The 23,967-nt window shown below is 60.9% G+C and carries 24 protein-coding genes; 9 read left to right on the forward strand and 15 right to left on the reverse strand.

Annotated elements, in window-relative coordinates:
* Positions 1-83 precede the first annotated feature (83 nt).
* Positions 84-1,661: a DUF5928 domain-containing protein gene (locus tag SM766_RS16400; RefSeq protein WP_368948475.1), complete on the forward strand. Its 1,578-nt coding sequence runs from the start codon at positions 84-86 to the stop codon at positions 1,659-1,661.
* A gap of 50 nt (positions 1,662-1,711) precedes the next feature.
* On the opposite strand, the gene SM766_RS16405 is transcribed toward SM766_RS16400, so the two are convergent.
* The 4 genes from SM766_RS16405 to pssA all read right to left on the reverse strand — a co-directional run bounded on the left by SM766_RS16405 (position 1,712) and on the right by pssA (position 4,207).
* Positions 1,712-2,353, reverse strand: coding sequence for a DUF1523 family protein (locus SM766_RS16405; RefSeq protein WP_368948476.1), 642 nt, complete (start codon positions 2,351-2,353; stop codon positions 1,712-1,714).
* Between the two features lie 9 nt (positions 2,354-2,362).
* Positions 2,363-2,629: a hypothetical protein gene (locus SM766_RS16410; RefSeq protein ID WP_368948477.1), complete on the reverse strand. Its 267-nt coding sequence runs from the start codon at positions 2,627-2,629 to the stop codon at positions 2,363-2,365.
* 179 nt (positions 2,630-2,808) lie between these two features.
* Positions 2,809-3,432: a class I SAM-dependent methyltransferase gene (locus tag SM766_RS16415; protein WP_274833250.1), complete on the reverse strand. Its 624-nt coding sequence runs from the start codon at positions 3,430-3,432 to the stop codon at positions 2,809-2,811.
* Positions 3,433-3,463: 31 nt separating this feature from the next.
* Complete coding sequence (pssA, locus tag SM766_RS16420; RefSeq protein WP_065271682.1) at positions 3,464-4,207, reverse strand: CDP-diacylglycerol--serine O-phosphatidyltransferase; 744 nt, start codon at positions 4,205-4,207, stop codon at positions 3,464-3,466.
* A 315-nt stretch (positions 4,208-4,522) separates the two neighbouring features.
* On the opposite strand from pssA, the gene SM766_RS16425 reads away from it, so the two are divergent.
* Together SM766_RS16425 and SM766_RS16430 are read left to right on the forward strand one after the other, a co-directional pair.
* On the forward strand, positions 4,523-6,580 hold the full coding sequence (locus SM766_RS16425) for a putative bifunctional diguanylate cyclase/phosphodiesterase (protein ID WP_368948478.1): 2,058 nt from the start codon (positions 4,523-4,525) through the stop codon (positions 6,578-6,580).
* 175 nt (positions 6,581-6,755) lie between these two features.
* A complete protein-coding gene (locus SM766_RS16430) occupies positions 6,756-7,538 on the forward strand; it encodes a hypothetical protein (RefSeq protein WP_368948479.1) in 783 nt (260 codons plus the stop codon).
* Between the two features lie 153 nt (positions 7,539-7,691).
* Here the strand turns inward: SM766_RS16430 and SM766_RS16435 are convergent, their stop codons facing one another.
* Positions 7,692-8,900 carry a M24 family metallopeptidase gene (locus SM766_RS16435; protein ID WP_368948480.1) on the reverse strand — a complete coding sequence of 403 codons (1,209 nt, stop codon included), beginning with the start codon at positions 8,898-8,900 and terminating at the stop codon, positions 7,692-7,694.
* 209 nt (positions 8,901-9,109) lie between these two features.
* Positions 9,110-9,895 carry an alpha/beta hydrolase gene (locus tag SM766_RS16440; RefSeq protein WP_065271685.1) on the reverse strand — a complete coding sequence of 262 codons (786 nt, stop codon included), beginning with the start codon at positions 9,893-9,895 and terminating at the stop codon, positions 9,110-9,112.
* 211 nt (positions 9,896-10,106) lie between these two features.
* Between SM766_RS16440 and SM766_RS16445 the strand changes: the two genes are divergently transcribed.
* Complete coding sequence (locus tag SM766_RS16445) at positions 10,107-11,582, forward strand: NAD-dependent succinate-semialdehyde dehydrogenase (RefSeq protein WP_368948481.1); 1,476 nt, start codon at positions 10,107-10,109, stop codon at positions 11,580-11,582.
* A 24-nt stretch (positions 11,583-11,606) separates the two neighbouring features.
* On the opposite strand, the gene SM766_RS16450 is transcribed toward SM766_RS16445, so the two are convergent.
* The 6 genes from SM766_RS16450 to SM766_RS16475 all read right to left on the reverse strand — a co-directional run bounded on the left by SM766_RS16450 (position 11,607) and on the right by SM766_RS16475 (position 17,940).
* The gene (locus SM766_RS16450) at positions 11,607-12,242 is read right to left on the reverse strand and encodes a TetR/AcrR family transcriptional regulator (RefSeq protein WP_368948482.1); all 636 of its coding nucleotides are present in this window, start codon (positions 12,240-12,242) and stop codon (positions 11,607-11,609) included.
* 190 nt (positions 12,243-12,432) lie between these two features.
* Positions 12,433-12,897 (reverse strand): Hsp20 family protein, encoded by a 465-nt coding sequence (locus SM766_RS16455; RefSeq protein ID WP_065271688.1) that lies wholly within the window; start codon positions 12,895-12,897, stop codon positions 12,433-12,435.
* A gap of 170 nt (positions 12,898-13,067) precedes the next feature.
* Complete coding sequence (locus SM766_RS16460; protein WP_490363365.1) at positions 13,068-13,856, reverse strand: trypsin-like serine peptidase; 789 nt, start codon at positions 13,854-13,856, stop codon at positions 13,068-13,070.
* Between the two features lie 131 nt (positions 13,857-13,987).
* Positions 13,988-15,322, reverse strand: coding sequence for a glycolate oxidase subunit GlcF (gene glcF / locus SM766_RS16465; RefSeq protein ID WP_368948484.1), 1,335 nt, complete (start codon positions 15,320-15,322; stop codon positions 13,988-13,990).
* A gap of 3 nt (positions 15,323-15,325) precedes the next feature.
* Positions 15,326-16,447, reverse strand: coding sequence for an FAD-binding protein (locus tag SM766_RS16470; RefSeq protein WP_368948511.1), 1,122 nt, complete (start codon positions 16,445-16,447; stop codon positions 15,326-15,328).
* Between the two features lie 44 nt (positions 16,448-16,491).
* Entirely contained in the window at positions 16,492-17,940 is a 1,449-nt protein-coding gene (locus tag SM766_RS16475) for an FAD-linked oxidase C-terminal domain-containing protein (protein WP_274830460.1), read from the reverse strand.
* A gap of 82 nt (positions 17,941-18,022) precedes the next feature.
* Between SM766_RS16475 and SM766_RS16480 the strand changes: the two genes are divergently transcribed.
* Complete coding sequence (locus tag SM766_RS16480; protein WP_368948485.1) at positions 18,023-18,757, forward strand: DUF599 domain-containing protein; 735 nt, start codon at positions 18,023-18,025, stop codon at positions 18,755-18,757.
* A 37-nt stretch (positions 18,758-18,794) separates the two neighbouring features.
* Entirely contained in the window at positions 18,795-19,154 is a 360-nt protein-coding gene (locus SM766_RS16485) for a hypothetical protein (protein ID WP_368948486.1), read from the forward strand.
* A gap of 9 nt (positions 19,155-19,163) precedes the next feature.
* Here the strand turns inward: SM766_RS16485 and rlmH are convergent, their stop codons facing one another.
* The 3 genes from rlmH to SM766_RS16500 form a co-directional block, all read right to left on the reverse strand.
* On the reverse strand, positions 19,164-19,634 hold the full coding sequence (rlmH, locus tag SM766_RS16490) for a 23S rRNA (pseudouridine(1915)-N(3))-methyltransferase RlmH (protein ID WP_274833243.1): 471 nt from the start codon (positions 19,632-19,634) through the stop codon (positions 19,164-19,166).
* Positions 19,635-19,741: 107 nt separating this feature from the next.
* Entirely contained in the window at positions 19,742-20,101 is a 360-nt protein-coding gene (gene rsfS / locus SM766_RS16495) for a ribosome silencing factor (protein WP_274830456.1), read from the reverse strand.
* Between the two features lie 178 nt (positions 20,102-20,279).
* Entirely contained in the window at positions 20,280-21,644 is a 1,365-nt protein-coding gene (locus tag SM766_RS16500; protein ID WP_082996041.1) for a mechanosensitive ion channel family protein, read from the reverse strand.
* Between the two features lie 123 nt (positions 21,645-21,767).
* On the opposite strand from SM766_RS16500, the gene SM766_RS16505 reads away from it, so the two are divergent.
* Genes SM766_RS16505 through leuD form a run of 3 tightly spaced genes read left to right on the forward strand, consistent with a single transcriptional unit; the run spans position 21,768 to position 23,959 of the window.
* Positions 21,768-21,881: an isopropylmalate isomerase gene (locus SM766_RS16505; protein WP_065271695.1), complete on the forward strand. Its 114-nt coding sequence runs from the start codon at positions 21,768-21,770 to the stop codon at positions 21,879-21,881.
* Between the two features lie 53 nt (positions 21,882-21,934).
* Positions 21,935-23,341 (forward strand): 3-isopropylmalate dehydratase large subunit, encoded by a 1,407-nt coding sequence (leuC, locus tag SM766_RS16510; RefSeq protein ID WP_274868273.1) that lies wholly within the window; start codon positions 21,935-21,937, stop codon positions 23,339-23,341.
* 12 nt (positions 23,342-23,353) lie between these two features.
* Positions 23,354-23,959: a 3-isopropylmalate dehydratase small subunit gene (leuD, locus tag SM766_RS16515; protein ID WP_065271697.1), complete on the forward strand. Its 606-nt coding sequence runs from the start codon at positions 23,354-23,356 to the stop codon at positions 23,957-23,959.
* Positions 23,960-23,967: the final 8 nt, after the last annotated feature.

The following is a 23,967-nucleotide window of genomic DNA, read 5'->3' on the forward strand; positions in this document are numbered from 1 at the left end:
AGACAAATAATCTTGTTTCTTCAAACAGCTCCGAGCTTTATCAAGAAGACAATCCGGCAAAACAGGGGCGTACCGTCGTCAGAATGGCAAAAATTGCATATATACTGCTCTGCCATAAGGACCCCGAGGCGATCATCCAGCAGGCCGAACGGCTGACGGCGGTCGGCGATTACATGGTGATCCATTTCGACGGCCGCGCCAGCGATCAAGACTATGCCGAGATCCGCGCGGCCCTCGACGACAATCCCAATGTCTGCTTTCCGCGGCGACGCATCAAATGCGGCTGGGGGGAATGGTCGCTGGTCCGCGCCACCCTTGCGGCCATGCGTACCGCCGCCGACAACTTCCCCCGCGCCACCCATTTCTACATGCTCTCGGGCGATTGCATGGCGATCAAGACCGCCCAGTACGCGCATGACTATCTGGATCAGAACGATTTCGACTTCATCGAAAGCTTTGACTTCTTCGAAAGCGACTGGATTAAGACCGGCATGAAGGAAGACCGGTTGATCTACCGGCATGTCTTCAACGAACGCAAGAACAAGGCTCTGTTCGAATGGAGTCATAACCTTCAGAAGAAACTCCGCCTGCACCGCGCGGTGCCTTCGGACATTCAGGTTCAGATTGGCAGCCAGTGGTGGTGCCTGCGCCGCCGCACTGTTGAGGCGATCCTGCAATTCGTGCGGGAGCGGCGCGATGTGGTCCGCTTCTTCCGCACCACATGGATCCCGGATGAGACCTTTTTCCAGACGCTGGTCCGCCACCTGATCCCGGGCGATGAGATCCAGTGCCGCACGCTCACCTTTCTGATGTTCACCGATTACGGAATGCCGGTGAATTTCTACAACGATCACTACGATCTGCTGCTGAGCCAGGATTTCCTCTTTGCTCGCAAGATCAGCCCGGATGCCAAGGATCTGAAACGCCGTCTCGGGCGGCTCTACGCGGCCGAGGGCGTAGAGTTCCAGATCTCGAACGAGGGGCGCAGCCTGTTCCAGTTTCTTACCCAGCGCGGTCGCAACGGACGCCGCTTTGCACCGCGGTTCTGGGAAACCGAAAGCAGCCTGGGGCGGGAGCGGGAATTGACCATGGTCGTGTGCAAGAAATGGCATGTGGCCAAGAGGCTGATCCGGCAAGTCAACGAGCGCACCGAGGTTCCGGCCATCGCCTATCTCTTTCACGAGGAAGACACGCCCCTGCCCGATCTTGGCGGGATCGAAGCCTCGCTGTGGAAACGCACCCGCCACCGCCGCGCCCTGATGCGCATGCTGTTTGAATATTACGACAGCAACCGGCTGATCGTCTGCATAGATCCCTCGGGGCTGGAACTGATGAATGACTTCGCCTCTGACCGCTCAGTGACGCAGGTGCTTCACCTCGATTGTGATTTCACCGATGAATATCTGATCGCCCATGCCCAGCGATCTGGCCTTGTCGGAGTGCAGACACCGAAACAGACCCTAGACCGGATTCTGCCGACCATCCGCAATGATATCCTGCATGAAACCGACCGGATCCGGGATGCCGGGTTTGATCCCTTCGTCACCCTGCACGAGACGGACTCTGCAGAAGACAAGGTCGCCAAACTGGCCAGGGTGTTTGGCATTACGGCGGAGCAGGCCAAAGACATCAGCCAGAACCCAGATCTGTTCAGCGATTAATCGACCTCAACCGGAAGGGCCACCCCGCACCCCCGGCGCGGCGAACAGGATCACTTGTTGCCGCCACCAAGCCAGCGGCGCAGCCTGCTGCGGCGCTCTGATATGGCGTCGCCAGCGGCATAAAGGCTGTCTTCCACATCATCGATCATCGGGTCGAGCCGGTTGCGGCGGAAGCGGCGCCAGCGCACGTAGATGGCCCAGAATAGCGCCGCAATCAGCACTAGGATCAGGATGCTGACCCAGTTCAGAGGTTTGTCATCCGGCCCAGAAACAGGCTTGATCCCCACTGCATTGGGAAAGGCCGACAGGAATTCGTTGCGCCAACCATAGTGCAGCACCGCCACCCATTCCGGCGCGGCCTTGTTTGAGATCGCGTCATTGGCCTCGGTATACAGATTGGCGGTGTCGAATTTGAAATAGGGCGGCCAGTTCCAACCGGTGTCCTCGTTCCGGTAAACGATCGCGCTGCCATCGGGACGCACCGCCTGAATGAACTGCACATCCCGGTTGCTCTGCTCGGTCGACTGGGTGTCCGGCGTCGACCAGAACATCCGCGTCCAGTCATTCAGTTCCTGACGTTCCTCGTAGGTGTTGACGATCCGCACCACGTCATACTGCGGCAACGTATAGTGCAGGAAGGCCCCGAACAGCAGCCAGACGGTGATCAGAAATCCCCATTTGATGTAGCCCATAAAGGCCTCCTATCTGAAATTGACCATATAGATCAGTGTCGCAATCAACCCCAGCGGCACCACATAGACAAGCAGGATCAGCCGACGCCGGAACGAATGGTCATACTGCCGCAACCCCCGCTGGATGAAGGCCGCGCGATCTCCGGTCAAGCCCTTCTCGGCCCAGCGGCGTTTCAATTTGGCCCGGCGCATTTCCCGCGAATAGAGCGACACGGCGCCGTAGACCACCGTGAGCCCGATCATCAGAAACAAAAACAGCCGAAAAAAGCCTAACATCACCGCCCCCAGCCCCAACGCGGCCCAACCCTGTGGCGCTGCCCTGCGGCAGAGCCCGGCCAATGCGCTGGCTTACCCCTTCGAACATAAGCGTTTTTGCCGCGATGCCAATCCCGCCAGCCGCACAAGGGCGCAGGGGCGCCCGCCGCCCATCCGAAGCAAGCAGTTCGGGCACTGGATTAGTTTTGGCGGGCTTTCTTCAGCACCAGAAAGGTCATCATCCCAAAGGGCGGCAGGCTTTCCTGCTCCTTGAGGCTGAGCGTTTCTTCGCCAAGGATGGTCCCGATCTCGAAATCGGAATGCCAGCCCAGCACATTGGCAAAGGGGGCCGATATCTTCTCAAGCGAGGCAAGAACGCCCTGGGTGCTTTTGAAATGGTTGCTGATCACCACCTCGCCGCCGGGTTTCAGCACCCGGGCGATTTCAGCCATCACCTTTTGCGGCTCGGGCACCACCGACAGCACATGCATCGCCGCCACAGTGTCAAAGGAGGCATCGGGAAAATCCAGATCGCGGGCATCCATCTGCCGCAACCCGGCGACATTGGCCAGCCCCATCTCGGCCACGCGGGTTTCCGCCTTTGCCAACATTTCGGTGCTGAAATCGATGCCAGTGACGCGCAGATCCGCGCCGTAATGTGGCAGCGACAGCCCGGTGCCAACGCCAACCTCCAGCACGCTGCCGCCGCGCCGGTTGATATAGTTCACGACCCGGCGCCGCCCGGCATTGGTAACCGCCCCGAATGTCCTGTCATAAATTGGCGCCCAGCGCGCGTAGGATGATTGAACCGCCTTCAGTTCCAATCCCGTGCCTCCCCGTTTTCTTGTTACCCGCTCAATCCGGTACCTTTCGGATCAGCCCCCAGACCACCAAAACCACGTAAACAAGGCACAACACAACCAGCGTCGTCCAAGCATAGGTCAGAACCGCCGCCCCGGCAAAGGCACAGCCCACCAGGAAATATTTCACATTCTCCCGGCTGATCTTCACCGCCTTGGGCGACCAGGTCGGGATGCGACTGATCATAAGGAAACCTATGACAACCATGTGAAAGCAGATCAGCAGATCCGGAACGACCAGCCCGCCGGAGAAGGAGAAGGAGACGAACATCGGCAGCATCGCCAGTAGTGCCCCGGCAGGCGAAGGGATGCCGGTGAAGTAGCCAAGGCGTTCGCCCACGACCGGCTCATCCGATTTCGCCGCCACGTTGAACCGCGCCAGCCGCACCACGCAACAGACCGAGAACACCAGCACCGAGATCCAGCCGGCGCTGCGCATGTCCTGCAAGGCCCAGAAATAGATCACCAAAGGCGCCGCGACGCCGAAGTTCAGGAAATCCGCGAGCGAATCCAGCTCGGCCCCCATCTTGCTGTCGCTGCCCAAGGCCCGCGCCAACCGCCCGTCAAGACCATCCAGCAGCGCCGCCAGCAGGATCAGCTGCACCGCCAGCACGTAATTGCCCTGCACCCCGAACCGGATCGCCGACAACCCCGCACAGATCGCCCCCACCGTCATGATGTTGGGGAGAAGCTGGATCAGAGCGAATTCATTCTTGGTCTTCTTGGGCAGATCGTCCATGGGGCGGAGGTCAGTCTATAAGGCTCGGTTAGGGATCCTTGGGGCGGCACAGGACTGCATAGCCCCCTGCCCGCCCCAGCCTGCACAATACAGGAGGGTTCCCCCTCCTATGCCCGATTGCGAGGGAGCGTGCAATGGGAGGGGTCGGAGAGCCGTTTCCACCATAGCCCGCCAAGGCAGGATGGCGGATGATCACTTTTTAAATATTACAATGATACTCATGTTATCTCTGGGGCGAGCTGAATCACGGTTGTTTTGTTAACCGTTCAACGGGACAAGAGACTGAATCTCATATACGACCCGAGGACTTGGTTCATGTATCGTCTGTTGGACTGTATCACCCAGGAGCATATTTATGGCCTGGTTGCCGTGGCTGCTTTTATTTGCGTCATCGGTTCGGTGCTCTCCACACATATGTCCACCCGTTTGACCCAGTGGACGGGCATGCGCCGCCTGGTTCAGCTGCCCCTTGCCGGTTTGATCACCGGGGCCACGATCTGGTCGACCCATTTTATCGCGATGCTATCCTATGACCCGGGCTATGCGCATGGGTATGAGCCGGTGTTGACTGGTGTATCGCTTCTGGTCGGCGTCATCGGTTCACTGGCTGCAAACACCGGGCTGGCCTATGCGCGCGGCCGGGTTGCGGCCTGTGCAGCGGGGGCGGTGTTCGGGCTGACCGTGACGGCGATGCATTACACTGGCATGAACGCCTATTTGCTCCCCGGAACGATTGTCTGGAGCCTTCCGCATCTGGTGGCCTCTGTCCTTCTGGGCGCGGGTTTTGGCGCACTCAGCTATGGTTTGATTGTCCAACGCCTGGGCGGGGTGGCCGGGCGGCTATGGCCAGCGGGGGCCATGGTCCTGGCGATCTGTCTTATGCATTTCACCGGGATGAGCGCCATCGAGATCCGGCTGGATTCCTCAATTGAGGTGCCGACCGAGACAATTTCGGATACCGCCATGGCCATGCTGATCTTCGGAGTGACAGGGATCATTCTGCTGATCGCCATCGCCTCTGCGAGTATTGAGGTCAATCTCGAAGGGGAATCCCGTTCCCAACTCACTCATGCGGCCCTGCATGATCCGCTGACCGGCATGCCCAACCGGATGTGGCTGACCCGCAAATTGGATGCCCTGCAGACGCAGCTGACTGAAAATGAGACCGCAAAGGCGGCGGTGCTGACGATCGACCTCAATCTGTTCAAGGAGGTGAATGATCTGCATGGCCATGCGATTGGAGATGCAGTGTTGCGCCGAGTTTCGCAGAGCTTGAATGAGCAAAAGAGTGAAGGCGAATACATCGCGCGGGTTGGCGGCGACGAATTTGTCGCCATCAAACTGGGGTTCCGCCGCATCGAAGAGGTGCAGAGCTTTGCAGAGCGTCTGCATGCCGCCATAGTAGAGCCCATCGACCTGGAGGAAGTCTCGTTGCGGGTCGGGGCGTCGATCGGGATTGCATCGACGCTGGAAGACGGGCGTGATCCGAACCAGTTGCTGCATAAATCGGATGTTGCGATGTATCGGGCCAAGTCAGAAGCAAACACGCCGATCTGCCAATTCGACGAGGAAATGGACCGCCGTAGCCGGGACAAGACACAGCTGGTGCATGACCTGCGTCTGGCACTGCAGAACAATGAATTCGAACTGGTGTATCAACTCCAGAACACATTGGAAACGCTGGCGCCGGTGGGGTTCGAAGTGCTCTTGCGCTGGAACCATCCGACGCGTGGTCGGGTGTCCCCGGATGAGTTCATCCCGGTGGCAGAAGAAACCGGCCTGGTGCGCGATATCGGCGCCTGGGTGCTGCGGGAGGCCTGCCGCGAGGCGGCGCAATGGGATCACCCCTACAGCATTGCCGTCAATGTGGCGCCGCAACAGCTGGTGCAGCCCTCGTTTGTCGAAGACGTGATGGACAACCTGTTTGAAACCGGTCTGGACCCGCAACGCCTGGAGTTGGAAATCACCGAGGCCAGCATCATCGACGATCAGGCGCATACGCTGAAGGTGATGCACAAGCTGAAAGAGCTGAGCATTCGCATCGCCATGGATGATTTCGGCACCGGGTATTCGTCGCTGTCGATGTTGCAGACCTTCCCCTTTGACAAGATCAAGATCGACCGCAGTTTCGTGCAAGACGTTCACAAGGACGCACAGCGCGCTGCCATCGTGCGCTCCACTCTGCTGCTTGGGGCCGCGCTGGACATTCCGGTTCTTGCCGAAGGGGTCGAGGTCGAAGACGAACTCAGCTTCCTGCGCGCAGAAAGCTGCACCTCGGTTCAGGGCTTTTACTTCGGTCAGCCGATGACCCGGGACGACATGCGCCGGATTGCCTGCAATGCGGCAGTGGACGGCGAGAAAAACGCCGCATAACCCCTGGACTGCGGCCTGCCTGCCCCAGCCTCCGTGATATGGTTATTTCCTTGGCAAGAAACTGTGTAGTCACCACAAAAATACCTGGCTGATCTGGAAACCACAAAACAACCTATGGCCGCAATGCACTCTTTACGTTCGCTCGATTATCCTAGTGACGGAAAGGAGACCAACCATGCAATTTCCAGCATCATATTTGATTAACGTAAAGTTCTTCGATGTAGAGGCTATGAAAGCCCAGCAACCACCGCCGTCGGACGCGTTGCTACAACTTAAAGAGAGGTACGAAGCAAGAGCCGAGGCGAAGACACCTGAGATATCCCAAGCGTCTCAAATCGCGGAAGGCTATGATCGGATGATCAAAATCGCCGAATCCCTGGGCGGGTCCATAGGCGGGGTTGACGTTGAGAAACTCAAGGCGGGTAAGGAGGTATCCGTCCAGGAGGCACGTTTTGCCGATGAAAACGGGTTCAACCTTCAGGTCAACTCGCGTTCAGTCTCGACCTACAAGTCAGTGCAGGCGGATGGCGCAAATCCGGTCAACTTTTCCAGCAAAGAGGAAGCTCTGCAGTACGCGAGCAGGACTTTGTCTGCGTTGCAGCGCTTTGCCGAGGCCATCAATACCTATGGCAATGGAGATCCAACCGTTGGCGGAGAGTACTCCGGTACGAACTTCGAGCCCGTTGAAGGGTATGATGAGTTCAATGCGCATATGAAGATGCAGGAAGCACGGACGCAAGATAACTTGGAAGCCAGCAGAATGCGTCTCGTCGTGGAATCCGAGATTCTCTCTGCAACATTCGGGATCGATGAGCCGATCTTTGAAATCAAAGATGGGCAGGTCGGGATCCGTTCATTTGACATGACCTACCGCGGCGAAACCATTGCACATTCTGCCGGTGGCAACATGGCCGAGTATAGTGAGAACGGCACCCTCAAAATGGACAAGAAAGTCTGAGGCGACCCCCCACGGCTCTGGACGGGGCTTGCCGCGATCGGAGGCCATCATTGTCTCAACCGGTGAAATACTCGCTCTGCCTGAGGGATGCACAGCCTGTGTACGGGGGGTGTCCGGATGTCACCCCCCGACTCTTGAGCCTTTCGGCCCCCGTTACCCGACCACGTTGAACTCCGGCCCGTAGGGGTAGCCGGTGATGTTCTCGTTGCCATCCTCGGTGATCACCAGGATGTCATGTTCGCGGTAGCCGCCCGCTCCGGGGTTGCCTTCCGCGATGGTCAGCATCGGCTCCATCGAAATGACCATTCCCGGCTCCAGCACCGTTTCGATATCCTCGCGCAGCTCCAGTCCCGCCTCGCGCCCGTAGTAATGGGACAGGACGCCAAAGGAGTGCCCGTAGCCAAAAGTGCGGTATTGCAGGAGATCGCGTTCTTCGAAGAAGGCGTTGATCTTGTGGGTGATCTCGGCGCAGCTGGCGCCGGGCTTTAGCAGCGAGATGCCGTATTCATGGGCGGCGACGTTGGCCTCCCAGACTTTCAGGCTGTCGGGATCGACCTCTCCGACGAACAGGGTCCGCTCCAGCGCGGTGTAATAGCCCGAGATCATCGGAAAGGTGTTCAGCGACAGGATATCGCCGCGCTGCAGCTTGCGCGCAGTCACCGGGTTATGGGCGCCATCAGTGTTGATGCCCGACTGGAACCAGACCCAGGTGTCGCGGTATTCGGCATCGGGAAAGCGTTTGGCGATCTCCAGCTCCATCGCATCGCGTCCCGCCATCGCCACGTCGATCTCCCGCACCCCTTCGCGGATCGCATCGCGGATGGCATAGCCGCCCACATCGGCCACGGCAGCACCGGCGCGGATCATCTCGATCTCGGCAGCGGATTTATGCATGCGCTGGCGCATGGTCGGCTCGTAAAGATCAATCATCTCAGCCGGTTGCAGGAAGGATTCGAGCTTGCCCTTTTGCAGCAGGGTCAGGTGATCGCTCTCGTAGCCCACCGTTGCGCAGGGGCCAGAAACCGACAGGATCGCACGCCAGAAATTGTCGCGCTGCCAGTCGGTATAGGTGATGTTATCGCAGAAAGAGCGGCGCCAGGGCTGGCCCGCGTCGATGCCTGCGCTGATGGTGACGGCGGCATCGGCGGTCACCACAAGACCGTAGGGACGGCCAAAGGCGCAGTAGGTAAACCCCGAATAATAAGAGATATTATGCATCGACGTGAAGACGGCGGCGGTGGCGCCTGCCTGCTCCATGATCTTGCGCAGGCCCGCAATGCGCGCCTCATACTCGGCCACGGGGAATTGCAACGGCGCCCTTTCGCCATTGTGAAAACGGTACATGTCAGGACGTGCAGTCATGCTGGATCCTTCCTTTTCTTACAAGAAAGGTCCCGGCGTACAGGACAGATTTTGTGTCTAAGTAAGGGTCCCGTGAGAACTCCCTCACGCGGCGACGCCATCGCCCGGCCCTGATCCCAGACATGCTGCGGAATCGGGGCGCTGGCAAGTGTTTTCTGCGCCGCCCTGCCCGGGTCGTGCCTTGGTGCGGCGCAGATCGGCAGGGCTGCCTAATTGACGATCAGCGCCACCAAGTCGCTGTCGGGATCCGCCAACGGGTCGATGACATTGAAATGATGCTTGCCAAAGGCGATGACGTGATCCGTCGCCCAGGCATCGGTCAGCCATTGCGCCTGATCCAGAAAGGCCGGGCGTTCCTCGGCGCCGACCCAAACGGTGACCGGTACGTCATAGCGGTCCTGCATCTCCACCGGGCTTTCGGCCTTGGCGGCCTCGGCATCCATCTTGAATTGCTTGTTCATCGAGGTTCGCAACAGCGGCAGCAGATCCGACAGCGGCGAAATTGGGATCACTGTTTTCAGGCGTGCGCCTACATCCTCGGGCAGCAGCGCTCGGTCCAGCATGCGGGCGACCAGATGCCCCCCGGCAGAATGCCCGGCCAGGGCGATGGGGCCGTCCACTTCTTCGGCGATATGTACCACCGCCGAGGCCACCTGCCGAGTGATATCGGCAATGGAGACATCGGGGCACAGGTCGTAGGACGGCATTGCCACGGCCCAGCCATGCGCCAGCGGACCTACCGCCAGATGCGACCATGTGCTTTTGTCAAACCTCAGCCAGTAGCCGCCGTGCACGAAGATGAAGACACCCTTGGGCGTACCTTCGGGCAGGAAGAGGTCGAACTTGTTTCGATCGCCTGGACCGTATGGAATGTCGAGCTGGGCGCGCTCGTGCAGGCTGTTGCGGAAATCCTCGGCCGAGGCATCCCAGCGCGGCGGGTAATCATCGGCCCCCGCGATATAGGCTCCGTTGGCATAGGCGTCGTCCAGTTCCATGGCAGTCTCCCCGGTTTGTTGTTTTTGCCAAAGTGACGGGCTGCGCGGGACAATGTCAAACAGCTAACTGAAGCGGCGGCATCCGGCCCTTCTGCTTAGCCTATGCCCAGCGTCCGGCAGATTTATGATCAAATTCTGGACTCATCGAAGGTTCTGGACATATGAATGACCAGCTGATTTGCATGCCTGCAAATAATCCGGGGAGACACCAATGCTGACCAAGAACACCGAGCTGAAGTCCCTTTTGAAGGACCCGACCCTGCTGGAAACCCGCGCCTATGTGGGCGGCCAGTTTGTTGACGGAGACAAGGGCACCTTTGATGTCACCAACCCCGCGCGTGGCGATGTGGTTGCTGAAGTTGCCGATCTCAGCCGCGCGCAGGTTGCAGGTGCCATCGCCCAGGCCGAAACCGCACAGAAAGACTGGGCCAAATGGACCGGCAAGGAACGCGCAAATGTCTTGCGCAAGTGGTTTGACCTGATGATGGAAAACCAGGACGACTTGGGCATCATCCTAACCGCGGAAATGGGCAAACCCCTGGCCGAAGCCAAAGGCGAGATCGCCTATGGCGCCTCCTTCATCGAGTTCTTTGCTGAGGAGGCAAAGCGGATCTATGGCGAGACCATTCCCGGCCATCAGCGCGACAAGCGGATCACCGTTCTGAAACAGCCCATCGGGGTTGCCGCCTCGATCACGCCGTGGAACTTTCCCAACGCGATGATCACCCGCAAGGCCGGTCCGGCGCTGGCCGCAGGCTGCGCCTTTGTCGCCCGCCCGGCCGAGCTGACGCCCCTCTCGGCCACCGCGCTGGCGGTTCTAGCGGAACGCGCAGGCATTCCGGCGGGTGTGTTCAACGTGGTCACCACCTCGGACGCGCCAGAAACCGGGCTGGAATTCTGTGAGAACCCGGCAGTCCGCAAGCTGACCTTCACCGGCTCGACCCCGGTTGGCCGTCTGCTGCTGCGCCAAGCGGCGGATCAGGTGATGAAATGCTCGATGGAGCTGGGTGGCAATGCGCCCTTCATCGTCTTTGACGATGCCGATCTCGACGCTGCTGTCGAAGGCGCGATCATGTGCAAGTTCCGCAACAACGGCCAGACCTGCGTCTGCGCCAACCGGATCTACGTGCAGGCCGGTGTCTATGATGCCTTCGCCGCCAAGCTGAAAGAGGCGGTTGCCAAGATGAAGGTCGGTGACGGTCTTGAGGACGGTGTGCAGTTCGGCCCTCTGATCAACGACAAGGCCGTCGAAAAGGTAGAAGCCCATCTGGCAGACGCCACGGCCAAGGGCGCCGAGATCATTCTGGGCGGCAACCCGTCCGAGCTCGGCGGCTCCTTCTTCCAGCCGACCATCGTGACCGGCGCCACCACGGATATGCAGTTCTCGACCGAGGAAACATTCGGCCCGCTGGCGCCGCTGTTCAAATTCGAGGACGAGGACGAGGTCATCGCCATGGCCAATGACACCATCTTTGGCCTTGCATCCTATTTCTACGCCAAGGATCTGAGCCGGGTCTACAAGGTGGCCGAGGCGCTGGAATACGGCATCGTCGGCGTCAACACCGGGATCATCTCGACCGAAGTCGCGCCCTTTGGCGGCGTCAAACAGTCCGGTCTGGGCCGCGAAGGCAGCCATCACGGCATCGAGGATTATCTGGAAATGAAATACATCTGCATGTCGGTCTGATCCGGCACGCAAAGGATCAGAGCATCAGGATTGGGGTCCGTGACTGGCAAGGTCGCGGACCCTTTTTCGTATCTGCGCACGAAAAGCCTCGACCGCCCCTGCCTGCCCCGGAAGACGCGGCAGAACCGGTTGCGACATGGCGAAATAACTGATCGCCCCCAGAAGATCGCAAACCGCTGCCAATGCGGCCGCGGGCGGCGCGGCGCGCCAGGCCGGTGCATCCTGCACCATGGCCATCAGTTCCTGCAAAAACGGCCGCAGGAACCAGCGTTCGGCGGGCTGGCCTTCCTGTCGGTCATCCAGCAGCTCCCGCAGGATCAGGCGGCTGTCGGCAGGATTGAGCAGCCCCTCGTCCAGATAGGTTTCGAAAAACGTCTCAAGCCGCTGCTCCGGCGCGGCATCGGGGTTCTGCGCCTCCATCAGCATCAGCATCATGCGATCCGCTACCCCTTCCAGCACCCGCTCATACAGCGCGTCCTTACTGCCGAAATGGTGCAAGAGAGCCTGTTTGGTCAGCCTCAGTTCATCCGCGATATTGGCGATCGAGGCGCCGTGATAGCCCCGGTTTGCAAAAAGCTGCGTTGCAGCCAGGACGAATTCGTCCGGACGATTTGTGGATCGTGGCGCAGGGCGATCAGCCGGGCGAGAGGCAGGGGGCATGGCGGCTCCTTTCCAGCTTCTGATAGCAGAAAAGGACGGTCCCTACCATCCGGTCAGTTTCGACCGTGAGATGCGCCAAACGCAAAAGCCCCCGCGCCCGACATCCGGACACGGGGGAAGGAAGGCCGCCACGGGTAGGACGGCGACCTCGGGGAGTTTCAAAGCAGGCAGAACCCTGTGCGGGGAAGGATCAGTTGACCTTCTGCGCTTCCAGTTCGGCGCGCTGCGGTGTGGCAGAGCTGATCTCGATCCGGCGCGGTTTCAGGGCCTCGGGCACTTCGCGCTGCAGGTCGATATGCAGCATGCCATCCGCATGGCTGGCGCCGGTGACGCGCACATGGTCGGCCAGTGTAAAACGGCGCTCGAACGCGCGGGTGGCGATGCCGCGGTGCAGGAAGGTCCGGTCCTCATCCGCTTCGGCCTTGCGGGCCGACACGACCAGGGCGTGCTCCTTCACCTCGACGCTGAGGTCGGCTTCGGAGAAACCGGCGACCGCAATCGAAATTCGATAACTGTCGGCATCGGTCTTTTCAATATTGTAAGGGGGATAGCTGGGCTGGCTTACATCGTTGCTGAGAACCCGGTCCATCAGGTCCGCGATCTGGTCAAATCCCACGGTCGCACGGTGCAGCGGTGCAAAATCAAAGGTACGCATATGTGTCATCCTCATCATTGAGCGATATGTACATTGCCCTCCCACGTCTGGGGCAGGGCGTTCATTTCCATCGGGCCCCGCTTGGCGGCGACCCGACACAATCGAGATAAGGACTGCATCGCGGGTTTCAAGAGGTTGGCAGGGCGCGGAAATATGCCCCCGCCTGAGGCCTACTGGCGGATGAATTTGGCGCCGCTGGTACGGCGGCCATCGCCGACCTGAACCCGGCCCACACCGGGCGGCATGCGGCTGCCGATATGGGTGCCGGTCAGCTGCGCCTGCAACAGATCCAGCCCCTCGCCCAGCGCCGCGCCAAGCGACACCCGCTGGCCGTTCACCTCTGCCTTGGCCGAGACCACCGAGACGATGCGTGGTGTTTTCCCGTCAAAGGAAAACACCGGCGCTCCGGAGGAGCCGAAATCCACATCGCAGGACATCACAAGAACCCCCTGCTGCTGCGCAGTGACGGCGCAGACCTCCTGCAGCGAGGGCGCTTCGGAGCGATCATGCGCATAAGACACCACGCCAATCCGGCTCCCCCTGCGCGGGCGCCGGTCGGTTTCGAACGGGATAACGGTGGTGTTGCGGATGGGGCGCTGCAGCTGCAACAGCGCGATATCCTTGCGCACCCGCCCGGTCGATACCTCGCCATCATAGACATAGTCGGGGTGGATCACCGCCCGGCGCACCGAGCGATAGGCCGAGGCGCGGCCATTGCGCCAGCCGGCCAGAAACTCGATCGTCTCTGGGGCGATCCGCTGACCGGTCCGCCCATCAAACAGACAATGTGCTGCTGTCAGAACCAGATCCGGCGCGATCAGAGAACCTGTGCAGAAGCCTTCACCATTGACATCGAGACGGCCAACCGCCTCCCAGGCGCGGCCCGCATCCGTGGTGTCGAGCCGCTGAAGTCGGCTGTCACCAGCCGCCACAAGCGCGGGCAGCAGCGCCGCCAAAATCCCGAAAACCCAATGCCGCACGCATGTCTCCCTGCTCACCCTGCTTTCAGGATAGGTATCTGTTGGGGCGAAAATACGGCAAGGGCCGCGCTGATACAGCCCGGCCCCGCAAAAAATTTACCACTGTGGGATCAGCGCAGGATCGGCACCTGATCCTCGGCCGTGGCGGCATGCCCGTTCCCATCGGTCATCGCCGGCGGTTTCGGACCACCGGTGGCCCAGTCCAATAACTCAACCGTATGCACGATGGGCAGCTTGGTGCCTGACCCAATCTGCATCATGCAGCCGATATTGCCAGCGGCGATCAGGTCGGGGTTCTTCGCCTCCAGCGTTTTCACCTTCCGCTCTTTCAACTGCCCCGAGATCTCGGGCTGCATCAGGTTGTAGGTCCCGGCCGACCCGCAGCACAGATGACTGTCGGCAGGCTCCACAACCTTGAAACCGGCGCGTTTCAGCAGCGTCTTGGGATGCGTCTTGATCTGCTGGCCGTGCTGCAGTGAGCAGGCCGCGTGATAGGCAACGGTCAGCCCCTTGTCGCCACTTTCGGGCAGGTCGAGTTGCATCAGCAGCTCGGAAATATCCATCGCCCGTTCCGATACCCGCGCCGCATCCGCTGCCAGGGGATCGTTGCGGAACATATGCCCGTAATCCTTCACCGTAGTGCCGCAGCCCGAGGTGTTGATGACGATGGCATCCAGCCCTTCGCCGTCAATCTCATCGCACCAGGCGCGGATATTCTTGGCAGCCGTCGCGTGACTCTCATCCTCGCGGCCCATGTGGTGGGTCAGCGCCCCGCAGCAGCCCGCACCCTTGGCCACCACCACCTCGCAGCCCAGCCGGGTCAGCAGGCGAATGGTGGCATCATTGATATCGGTGTTGAGCGCTTTTTGCGCGCAGCCCGTCATCAGCGCCACGCGCTTCTTGCGCGGCTCTGCGGGGGTGAAGCTTTGCGGATCATCGTTACGGCTGACCGGCGGGATATCCTTGGGCGCCATGTCCAGCATCGCCCGAAGCCGCGCATCGGGCACCAGCCCTTTGAAGGGACGCGCCAGTTTCGCGCCAAACAGCGCCAGGCGGAATCGGCCCGGATAGGGCAGAATCTGCGCCAGAACCCAGCGCAGCGCCCGGTCGGCAAAGGGGCGTTTGTAATTCTTGTCGATATAAGCGCGCGCGTGGTCAATCAGGTGCATGTAATGCACGCCCGACGGGCAGGTGGTCATGCAAGCCAGGCAGGAAAGGCAGCGATCGATGTGTTTGACCGTCTTTTCATCCGGCACGCGGTTGTTTTCCAGCATGTCCTTGATCAGGTAGATCCGCCCGCGCGGGCTGTCGAGCTCATCCCCCAGAACCTGATAGGTCGGACAGGTCGCGGTGCAAAATCCGCAATGCACGCAGGAACGCAGGATCTCGTTCGAGCGCTGAATGCCGGGATCCTTCAGCTGGTCTTCGGTAAATTCAGTCTGCATGTCTTATCCCATCAGGCCAAGGTTCAGGATCCCGCGGGGGTCGAACTGATCGCGCAGCCCCTTGGACAGGGCCGCAAGAGGCGCCGGTTGCGGTTCGAACCGGCCAAGGCGCGCAGCGGTTTCGGCACTGGCGCGAACCAAGGTGGCATGGCCTGGAACCGGCTCCATTCCGGTGCCAGCGCCCGACATCTTTTTGCGCAGGTCGCTACCTTCGGGCATCAGCGCCCAGATCAGCCCGCCACCCCAGTCGAGTTGCAAAGCCGTCGCGCCAAGGCGCGGCGCCAACTCCACTGCATCGGACGGTTTCACGCTGATCCGCCAGACGTCACCGTCATGGCCGTGGAACGCCGCCACATCGCGGATGCCCTGCCACAGATCCTCACCTGCTTCGGCGCGGTGGGCAATGCCGTGCTCAGCCAGCCGCTTCACCAGCGCGTCACAGCGGTAGCCCACCGATTCTTCGAAGCCTTCGACGCGGATATGGGCGGTCATCGTGTCGGGATCATATGCGGCCCCGGTCACATCAAAGGGCGAGCCAAGCGCCGCGGACATCGCCCGCACCGCGCCCGGCAGATCCAGACCGCCAACCGAAACGGTGGCCATCTGCGCCGCACGCGGCAGCACCTTGAAGGACACCTCGCTCAGCACTCCCAGCGTCCCTTGCGCGCCGGACATCAGTTTCACCAGATCATAGCCGGTGACGTTCTTCATCACCCGGCCGCCGTTCTTGACGATCTGGCCGGTGCCATCGACAAAACGTACGCCCAGCAGGAAATCCCGCGCCGCGCCCGACTGAATGCGGCGCGGGCCAGAGATATTGGCGGCAAAGAGCGAACCGATGGTCGGCGTGCCGTCGGTGCCCAGAAGGGCGCGGTAGTCCGCCGGTTCAAAGGCAAGGCGCTGGTTCTCTGCGGCCAACAATTCCTTGATCTCGGCCACCGGGGTTCCGGCCTTGGCCACTAGGGTCAGCGCGCCGGGTTCATAAAGCTCAACCCCGCTGAGGGCAGAAAGGCTCAGGGTCTCCCCTTCCACCGCCATGCCACGGGTGCCGCCGCCCTGGATGTTGAGGGGGCCCTTGGCCGCAGCGATCATCCCGGCCAGTTCGGCCTCGCTTTCGGGTCGCATCATGGTCTTTTCCAAACGTTCTGGAGAATCATTGAAGGCAGGGTTCATTCCGCCGCCAGCGCCGGAGTGCGGCGGCTTTCGGTTACCGACAGCGGGAAGACCTTGGCCGGGTTCAGCAGCCACTGCGGATCGAAGACATCCTTGACCTTCAGCTGGGCCTCCAGATCATCGCCCGAGTACTGGTGCAGCATCAGATCGCGTTTTTCGATCCCGACGCCATGTTCGCCGGTCAGGCAGCCGCCGACTTCGACGCAGAGTTTAAGTACCTCGGCGCCGAATTCCTCGCAGAGTTCAAGGTCTCCGGGTTTATTGGCGTCGAACAGGATCAGCGGATGCATGTTGCCATCGCCGGCGTGAAACACATTGGCCACCGCCAGCCCGAACTCCTGGCTCATCTCGCCGATGCGGCGCAGCACGTAGGGCAGCGAGGACACCGGAATGGTTCCATCAAGGCACATGTAGTCGTTGATCTGCCCCATGGCGCCAAAGGCGGATTTGCGGCCCAGCCAGATCCGCGCGGCTTCATCCGCATCGGTGGCCTCGCGCAGTTCGACCGGATTGTGGGACTGGGCGATATCCTTGATCACCTTCAGCTGCGCGTCGATCTCGGCATCGCTGCCCTCGACCTCGATGATCAGCAGCGCCTCGCACATCGGGTAGCCCGCCTTGGCAAAGGCCTCGCAGGCTTCGATACAGGGACGGTCCATGAATTCGATGGCGACGGGCAGCACGCCCGCCTTGATGATGTCGCTGACGCAGGCGCCTGCCACTTCGTTGCTGTCATAGCCGATCAGCACGGGGCGCGCGCCTTCGGGCTTGTGCAGGATCCGCAGGGTGGCCTCGGTCACGACGCCAAGCTGCCCCTCGCTGCCGCAGATGACACCAAGCAGATCCAAGCCGCCCGCATCCAAATGGGCGCCGCCGATTTCGACCACAGTGCCATCCATCATCACCATGGTAACGCCCATCAGGTTGTTGGTTGTCACGCCATACTTCAGGCAGTGCGCCCCGCCCGAGTTCATCGCGATATTGCCGGCAATGGCGCAGGCCAGCTGGCTCGACGGGTCGGGCGCGTAGAAGAAATCCTCCTCCTCCACCGCGCCGGATACGGAGAGGTTGGTACGCCCGGTCTGCACCCGGATGATGCGGTTCTCGTAATCGGTCTCCAGCACGTCATTCATCCGTGCAACGCCCAGGATCACGCAATCCGCGGTTGGCAGGGCGCCCCCGGCAAGCGAGGTGCCCGACCCGCGCGGCACTACAGGCACGCCCTCTTCGTGGCAGATACGCAAGACCTCGGACACTTCAGCCGTGCTGCGCGGCAGCACCGCCAGCAGCGGCGGACATTTGTAAGCCGTCAGCGCATCACATTCATAGGCACGGGTCTCCGCCTCCTCCGTGATCAGGGCGTCTGCGGGCAAAACCTTTGCCAGACGCGCAGCCAGGTGGGCTTTGCGCGACAAGACTTTGGGATCCGGGGCTGGCATTTCCATGGCGGGCACTCCTCTTTGGTAAACTTATATTACCAATTCATGCCATCTGGCAAGGGACCAGTTGCTGGGCTAGGGTGGCGGCATGATCTGGATTGACCGTATCGCCCTGTTTTCGACCTTGGATTTTGCCGCGCTAACGCTGATTGTCGCGGGCTGGATCTGGATCGGCTGGCGGATCGAGAACCCGGCGGCTGGCAAGCCTTCGGTGTCCTACCTGATGGCGGATTTCCGGCGCGACTGGATGGTGCAGATGGTGACGCGCCAGCCCCGCATGTTCGACGCGCAGCTTATCAGCGGCCTGCGGCAAGGCACGACGTTCTTTGCCTCGGCCTCGATGATCGCAATGGGCGGAGGACTGGCCCTGATTGGCAATACCGAACAGCTGGCTGGCGTTGCCGAAGATCTGATTCAGGACAGCGCGCCCGCCTTTGTCTGGGAGGTGAAGATCCTGACGGTTCTGCTGTTTCTGGCCAATGCCTTTTTGAAATATGTCTGGGCGCACCGGTTGTTCGGCTATTGTTCGGTACTGATGGCGGCGGTGCCCAATGATCCCGCTGAGCCACTGGCCCTGCCCCGCGCAGCGCAGGCGGCGGATCTGTCGATCACCGCCGCGCGCAGTTTCAACCGGGGTATGCGCTGCACCTATTTCGCGCTGGCCTCGGCTGCGTGGCTGGCGGGGGCGATCCCGCTGATCCTGGCCACGCTGATCACTTTGGCGGTGCTTTACCGGCGCGAATTCGCATCGCAGTCCCGCAGCGTGCTGTTGCGCATCCCACCCGAGACGCCGGGACAGGATGCTGGCATCACATCTTCGTGATTCCGCACATCACCGCGACCGGACTATGATGCACTTCATGAAACCTGCTCTGATCACCCTGCTTTGCGCGCTGAGCGCGGCCTCCCCCGCCCTCGCCGAGGCGCCCCGAATCGAAGGTGCAACCGCCCACCAGAACGGCAGCAGCTGGACGATCAGCGTGACGCTGTCCCATGCCGATACGGGATGGGAGCACTATGCCGATGGCTGGCGTGTGCTGGATGAGAATGGCCGCGAACTGGGTCTGCGGGTGTTGGCGCATCCGCATGTGAACGAACAGCCCTTCACCCGCAGCCTGAGCGGCATCGCAATCCCGGAAGGAACCCGCCACGTCACCCTTCAGGCGCGCTGCATCGTGGATGGCTGGAGTGACGAAAGCTTTCGCCTGACCCTGCCCTGACCAGCCCGATCAGGTTCTGTGGTAAGGACTGCCGGACAGGATGGTTGCGGCGCGGTAGATCTGCTCGGCAAGCATCACCCTGACCAGCATATGCGGCCAGACCATCTTGCCAAATGAGATCGAAAAATCCGCCTCTGCGCGCAGGCTGGGATCGATGCCATCGGCGCCGCCAATGATCAGCGCCAGATCCTGCCGCCCACTGTCGCGCCAGTCTGCCATCTTGCCCGCAAAATCGGGCGAGGACAGCAGCTTGCCCCGTTCATCCAGGGTGCAGATCAGCGCGCCCTTGGGCAAAGCCTTGCGCAGCAGATCTGCCTCGGCAGACATGCCAAGGTTCTTCTTGTCCTCGACCTCGACCACCCGCGCAGGGCCAAGACCAAGGGCGCGGCCGGTGCGGTCGAACCGTGTCAGATAGTCGTCGATCAGGGATTTTTCCGGGCCGGAGCGGAGCCGCCCGACCGCACAGATATGTACACGCATAAGAGGGATCCCGCCCGCCTGTCGATCTCAGCCAAGGAAATCACAGGCAGGTCTTTCGGGGCGCCGCCGACCCTGGTGGTCGTGGGCAGCCGCCCCCGTTTCCAAAATCAGCTGCTGGTCGCGCCCGCGCCGGGCACCCACATCTTTTCCAGCTGATAGAACTCGCGCACTTCGGGGCGGAAGATATGGACGATCACGTCGCCGGTATCGATCAGCACCCAGTCGCCGGCGTCCTTGCCCTCGACCTTGCTGATGATGCCGTAGTCCTGCTTCAGCCGGTCGGTCAGCTTTTCGGCCATGGCCGCAACCTGACGGGTTGAGCGACCGGAAGCGATGACCATGAAGTCGCCAATGGCCGTTTTGCCGCGCAGATCGATCTGCACAACATCTTCGGCCTTGTCATCATCCAGAGAGGTCAGGATCCGCTCCAGCAGCACCTCGCTGGTGGGTCGAGTCTTGGCAGGCATAGGGGCTGCCTCATTAACAGCGGCAACTGCCGCTTGGGGTTCGGGTGACAGGACAGTGTCCTCCTTGCTGCGCGCCGAAACACCCCCGGCGCCGGGGCTGTGTTAAATGTAGCAAGACAGGGGCCTTTTTTCAATGAAGCTTCGCTGCATTGCCGCGATGGCATATGCGCACTCTTTTTCAACCCTTTGGCGCCTCTGGCGCGGGCTCTTCTACCGGCTCTGAGATTTCCAGCGGAGTATTCAGAACCCGAACTTCGCGCTGCGGGAAGGGAATCGATATGCCTTCGGCCTGAAAAGCGTCCCAGAGGGCAAGAAACACATTGCCCCGGATATTGGTCAGCCCCGCCGTCGGATCGCTGATCCAGAACCGCAGCACATAATCGACGCTGCTGTCGCCAAAGCCGATGATGTGACAGACCGGCGCCTTGCCGGGGGTGGACAGCACCCGATTCACCGAGCGCGCAGCGGCAATGGCCACCCGGCGCACCTGATGCGGATCATCGCCATAGCCGGTACCGAAATTGATATCGAGCCGCACGTAGCGGTCGGAATGGGACCAGTTCACCACCTGCGAGGTGATCAGATCCTCGTTCGGGATCAGGTATTCGCGCCCGTCCCGCGTCACCACCGAGACATAGCGCGCGCCTAGCGCATTGATCCAACCGAAGGTCTCCCCGAGCGAGATCACATCCCCCGGCTTGATCGACCGATCCATCAGGATGATGATGCCCGACACAAGATTGGAAACCACCTTCTGCAGACCGAAACCGATGCCAACACCAACCGCACCGGAAAGCACCGCAAGCCCGGTGAGGTCGAAGCCGATGGCGCGGATGCTGATAATGATTGCCAGCCCATAGAGGGCCAGCTGGATGGCCTTGCCGATCAGCACCTGCATCGAAGGAGAGATATCGCTGTTGCCCTTCAGCCCCTTGCCCGCCGCGTTAGAGCCGAAACGTGCCAGCGTCAGCAGCACCGCCGCCAGCATCAGCGCCTTCAGAACCGCGAGCATCGACAGGTGCATGGCGCCAAATGTGATCGCAACGCTGTCCAGAAACTCTGCCACGTCATCGACAAGGTTCAGCGCCACCAGCGTCGCGTAGATCCACAGGGACCATGTGAACAGCCGCCGCAGCGTGTGATTGCGCACCAGCCGAGCGATGATCCCGATCACCAGCCAGGCCGTGGCCAAGGTCGCCGCGATCCCGATCAGGTAGCTGCGCGACGGCCAGGTCACATTCTGCATCAGCAGGTAAGCCGCCCAGGACAAGACGATGAAGTAAATCAGCGTCAGCCGCCGGATCATGTGAATCAGCGCCCGCAGCCGCCACTTTGGCCAGCCGGTGCGGCGATGCCCCCAATTGTCCCACTGTGTTTTGGTCAAAAGACGTAGCAGATAAGCCAGAATCACCAGCCCGCCAACGATCAGCATCTGATACTGTCGCCAGCCCGGGGTCAGGAACTGCTCCGACAGCATCCAGACTTTGTTCCACAGCGACACCAGAAATTCGATCAATGTCTCGGGCAACTGCTCTTGATTCATGGGGACCTCCACCGCCCAGCATGGCGTCGGCCGTAATGAGGTTGCAAGGAAAACCGCGCAGCCGGGATTGGGCGGCGCCCTTTCGAACCGCACTGCTCGAACCTTGATTGTCAGGCGGGGCGGATGTATCTGACAGGCATGACCTTCGTATTGGCCCAGAAAATCGAACTGCAAGACCGCGCACGCCTGCGCGAACGGTTCTATGGCGCCGCCCGCACGGTCCTGGCGCGCCTATAAGGCTGCAGCCCAGCCCAAAGCCAGCTATTCCAATACAGAACGGGAGAGGACCCATGTCCCCCAAAACACTCTATGACAAAATCTGGGATGCGCATCTTGCGCATGAAGCAGAGGATGGCACCTGCCTGCTTTATATCGACCGCCACCTGGTTCACGAAGTAACCAGCCCGCAGGCCTTTGAGGGGTTGCGCATGGCGGGCCGCACCGTGCATTCCCCGGATAAAACCATCGCCGTGCCGGACCACAACGTGCCCACCACGGCAGGCCGCGAGGATCCGGCGCAGATGACCGAGGAAAGCCGCATCCAAGTTGCGGCGCTCGACAAGAACGCCAAGGAATTTGGCGTGCACTATTACCCGGTCAGCGACATCCGCCAGGGCATCGTGCACATCGTCGGCCCCGAACAGGGCTGGACCCTGCCCGGCATGACCGTGGTTTGCGGTGACAGCCACACAGCGACCCACGGCGCATTCGGCGCGCTGGCGCATGGTATCGGCACCTCCGAGGTCGAACACGTTCTGGCCACCCAGACGCTGATCCAGAAGAAATCCAAGAACATGAAGGTGGAGATCACCGGCAAGCTGAAACCGGGCGTCACCGCCAAGGACATCACCCTTGCGGTGATCGGCGAGACCGGCACCGCCGGCGGCACCGGTTATGTCATCGAGTATTGCGGCGAAGCGATCCGCGATCTGTCGATGGAAGGTCGCATGACCGTCTGCAACATGGCCATCGAAGGCGGCGCCCGCGCTGGCCTGATCGCGCCGGATGAAACCACCTTTGAATACGTCAAAGGCCGCCCGCACGCCCCGAAAGGCGCCCAGTGGGAAGCCGCGATGGACTGGTGGAAGACGCTCTACACCGACGAAGGCGCGCATTTCGACAAGGTCGTGACGCTCAAAGGCGAAGACATCCAGCCCGTCGTGACCTGGGGCACCTCGCCCGAGGACGTGCTGCCGATCACCGGCGTCGTGCCCGCCCCCGAAGAGTTCGAAGGCGGCAAGGTCGAAGCGGCCCGCCGCTCGATCGAGTATATGGGCCTCACCCCCGGTCAGAAACTGACCGACATCGAGATCGACACCGTCTTTATCGGCTCCTGCACCAATGGCCGGATCGAGGATCTGCGCGCCGTGGCCGAAGTGGTCAAAGGCAAGAAGATCAAGGACGGCATGCGCGCCATGATCGTGCCCGGCTCGGGTCTGGTCCGCGCTCAGGCCGAAGAAGAAGGCCTGGCAGACATCTTCAAGGAGGCCGGTTTCGAGTGGCGCCTTGCGGGCTGCTCCATGTGCCTGGCGATGAACCCCGACCAGCTGTCCGAGGGTGAGCGCTGCGCCGCCACCTCGAACCGCAACTTCGAGGGGCGTCAGGGCTACAAGGGCCGCACCCATCTGGTCAGCCCGGCCATGGCCGCCGCCGCTGCCATCACCGGTCATCTGACCGATGTCCGTGATTTGATGTAAGGAGCCAGCACGATGGAAAAGTTTGAAAAGCTCACCGGTATCGCCGCGCCCATGCCGCTGGTCAACATCGACACCGACATGATCATCCCCAAGGTGTTCCTGAAATCGATCCAGCGGACCGGGTTCGGCAAGAACCTGTTCGACGAGATGCGCTATAACCGCGACGGCAGCGAAATCCCCGATTTCGTGCTGAACAAGCCGCAATACCGCAACGCCGAGATCCTGGTTGCGGGCGATAACTTCGGCTGCGGCTCCTCCCGCGAACACGCGCCCTGGGCGATTGCGGATTTCGGCATCAAATGTGTGATCTCCACCTCCTTTGCCGACATCTTCTTCAACAACTGCTTCAAGAACGGCATCCTGCCGATCGTTCTGCCGCAGGAACAGGTCGATATCCTGATGAAGGACGCGGAAAAGGGCGCCAATGCCCGCATGACCGTGGATCTGGAAGCGCAGGAAATCACCACTTCGGACGGCGAAGTGATCAAGTTCGACGTCGATGCCTTCAAGAAGCACTGCCTTCTGAACGGTCTCGACGATATCGGGCTGACCATGGAGAAAGCCGGAGCGATCGAGGCCTTCGAAAACAAGATGGCCCAGGAACGCCCCTGGGTCTGATCCCTTCC

This window comes from Pseudophaeobacter sp. A-200-2 (assembly GCF_041008815.1).
Classification (GTDB): Bacteria; Pseudomonadota; Alphaproteobacteria; order Rhodobacterales; family Rhodobacteraceae; genus Phycobacter; species Phycobacter gallaeciensis_A.

Excerpts from the sequence above, each read along its gene's own strand:
- SM766_RS16505 (WP_065271695.1), top strand. The coding sequence starts at position 21,768 with ATGTATCTGACAGGCATGACCTTCGTATTGGCCCAGAAAATCGAACTG.
- SM766_RS16405 (WP_368948476.1), bottom strand. The coding sequence starts at position 2,353 with ATGGGCTACATCAAATGGGGATTTCTGATCACCGTCTGGCTGCTGTTC.
- rlmH (WP_274833243.1), bottom strand. The coding sequence starts at position 19,634 with ATGCGTGTACATATCTGTGCGGTCGGGCGGCTCCGCTCCGGCCCGGAA.
- SM766_RS16410 (WP_368948477.1), bottom strand. The coding sequence starts at position 2,629 with ATGTTAGGCTTTTTTCGGCTGTTTTTGTTTCTGATGATCGGGCTCACG.
- SM766_RS16450 (WP_368948482.1), bottom strand. The coding sequence starts at position 12,242 with ATGCCCCCTGCCTCTCGCCCGGCTGATCGCCCTGCGCCACGATCCACA.
- glcF (WP_368948484.1), bottom strand. The coding sequence starts at position 15,322 with ATGCAGACTGAATTTACCGAAGACCAGCTGAAGGATCCCGGCATTCAG.
- SM766_RS16455 (WP_065271688.1), bottom strand. The coding sequence starts at position 12,897 with ATGCGTACCTTTGATTTTGCACCGCTGCACCGTGCGACCGTGGGATTT.
- SM766_RS16425 (WP_368948478.1), top strand. The coding sequence starts at position 4,523 with ATGTATCGTCTGTTGGACTGTATCACCCAGGAGCATATTTATGGCCTG.
- SM766_RS16445 (WP_368948481.1), top strand. The coding sequence starts at position 10,107 with ATGCTGACCAAGAACACCGAGCTGAAGTCCCTTTTGAAGGACCCGACC.
- SM766_RS16480 (WP_368948485.1), top strand. The coding sequence starts at position 18,023 with ATGATCTGGATTGACCGTATCGCCCTGTTTTCGACCTTGGATTTTGCC.
- leuD (WP_065271697.1), top strand. The coding sequence starts at position 23,354 with ATGGAAAAGTTTGAAAAGCTCACCGGTATCGCCGCGCCCATGCCGCTG.
- rsfS (WP_274830456.1), bottom strand. The coding sequence starts at position 20,101 with ATGCCTGCCAAGACTCGACCCACCAGCGAGGTGCTGCTGGAGCGGATC.
- SM766_RS16400 (WP_368948475.1), top strand. The coding sequence starts at position 84 with ATGGCAAAAATTGCATATATACTGCTCTGCCATAAGGACCCCGAGGCG.
- SM766_RS16500 (WP_082996041.1), bottom strand. The coding sequence starts at position 21,644 with ATGAATCAAGAGCAGTTGCCCGAGACATTGATCGAATTTCTGGTGTCG.
- SM766_RS16475 (WP_274830460.1), bottom strand. The coding sequence starts at position 17,940 with ATGGAAATGCCAGCCCCGGATCCCAAAGTCTTGTCGCGCAAAGCCCAC.
- SM766_RS16435 (WP_368948480.1), bottom strand. The coding sequence starts at position 8,900 with ATGACTGCACGTCCTGACATGTACCGTTTTCACAATGGCGAAAGGGCG.
- SM766_RS16485 (WP_368948486.1), top strand. The coding sequence starts at position 18,795 with ATGAAACCTGCTCTGATCACCCTGCTTTGCGCGCTGAGCGCGGCCTCC.
- SM766_RS16470 (WP_368948511.1), bottom strand. The coding sequence starts at position 16,447 with ATGCGACCCGAAAGCGAGGCCGAACTGGCCGGGATGATCGCTGCGGCC.
- leuC (WP_274868273.1), top strand. The coding sequence starts at position 21,935 with ATGTCCCCCAAAACACTCTATGACAAAATCTGGGATGCGCATCTTGCG.
- SM766_RS16430 (WP_368948479.1), top strand. The coding sequence starts at position 6,756 with ATGCAATTTCCAGCATCATATTTGATTAACGTAAAGTTCTTCGATGTA.
- pssA (WP_065271682.1), bottom strand. The coding sequence starts at position 4,207 with ATGGACGATCTGCCCAAGAAGACCAAGAATGAATTCGCTCTGATCCAG.
- SM766_RS16440 (WP_065271685.1), bottom strand. The coding sequence starts at position 9,895 with ATGGAACTGGACGACGCCTATGCCAACGGAGCCTATATCGCGGGGGCC.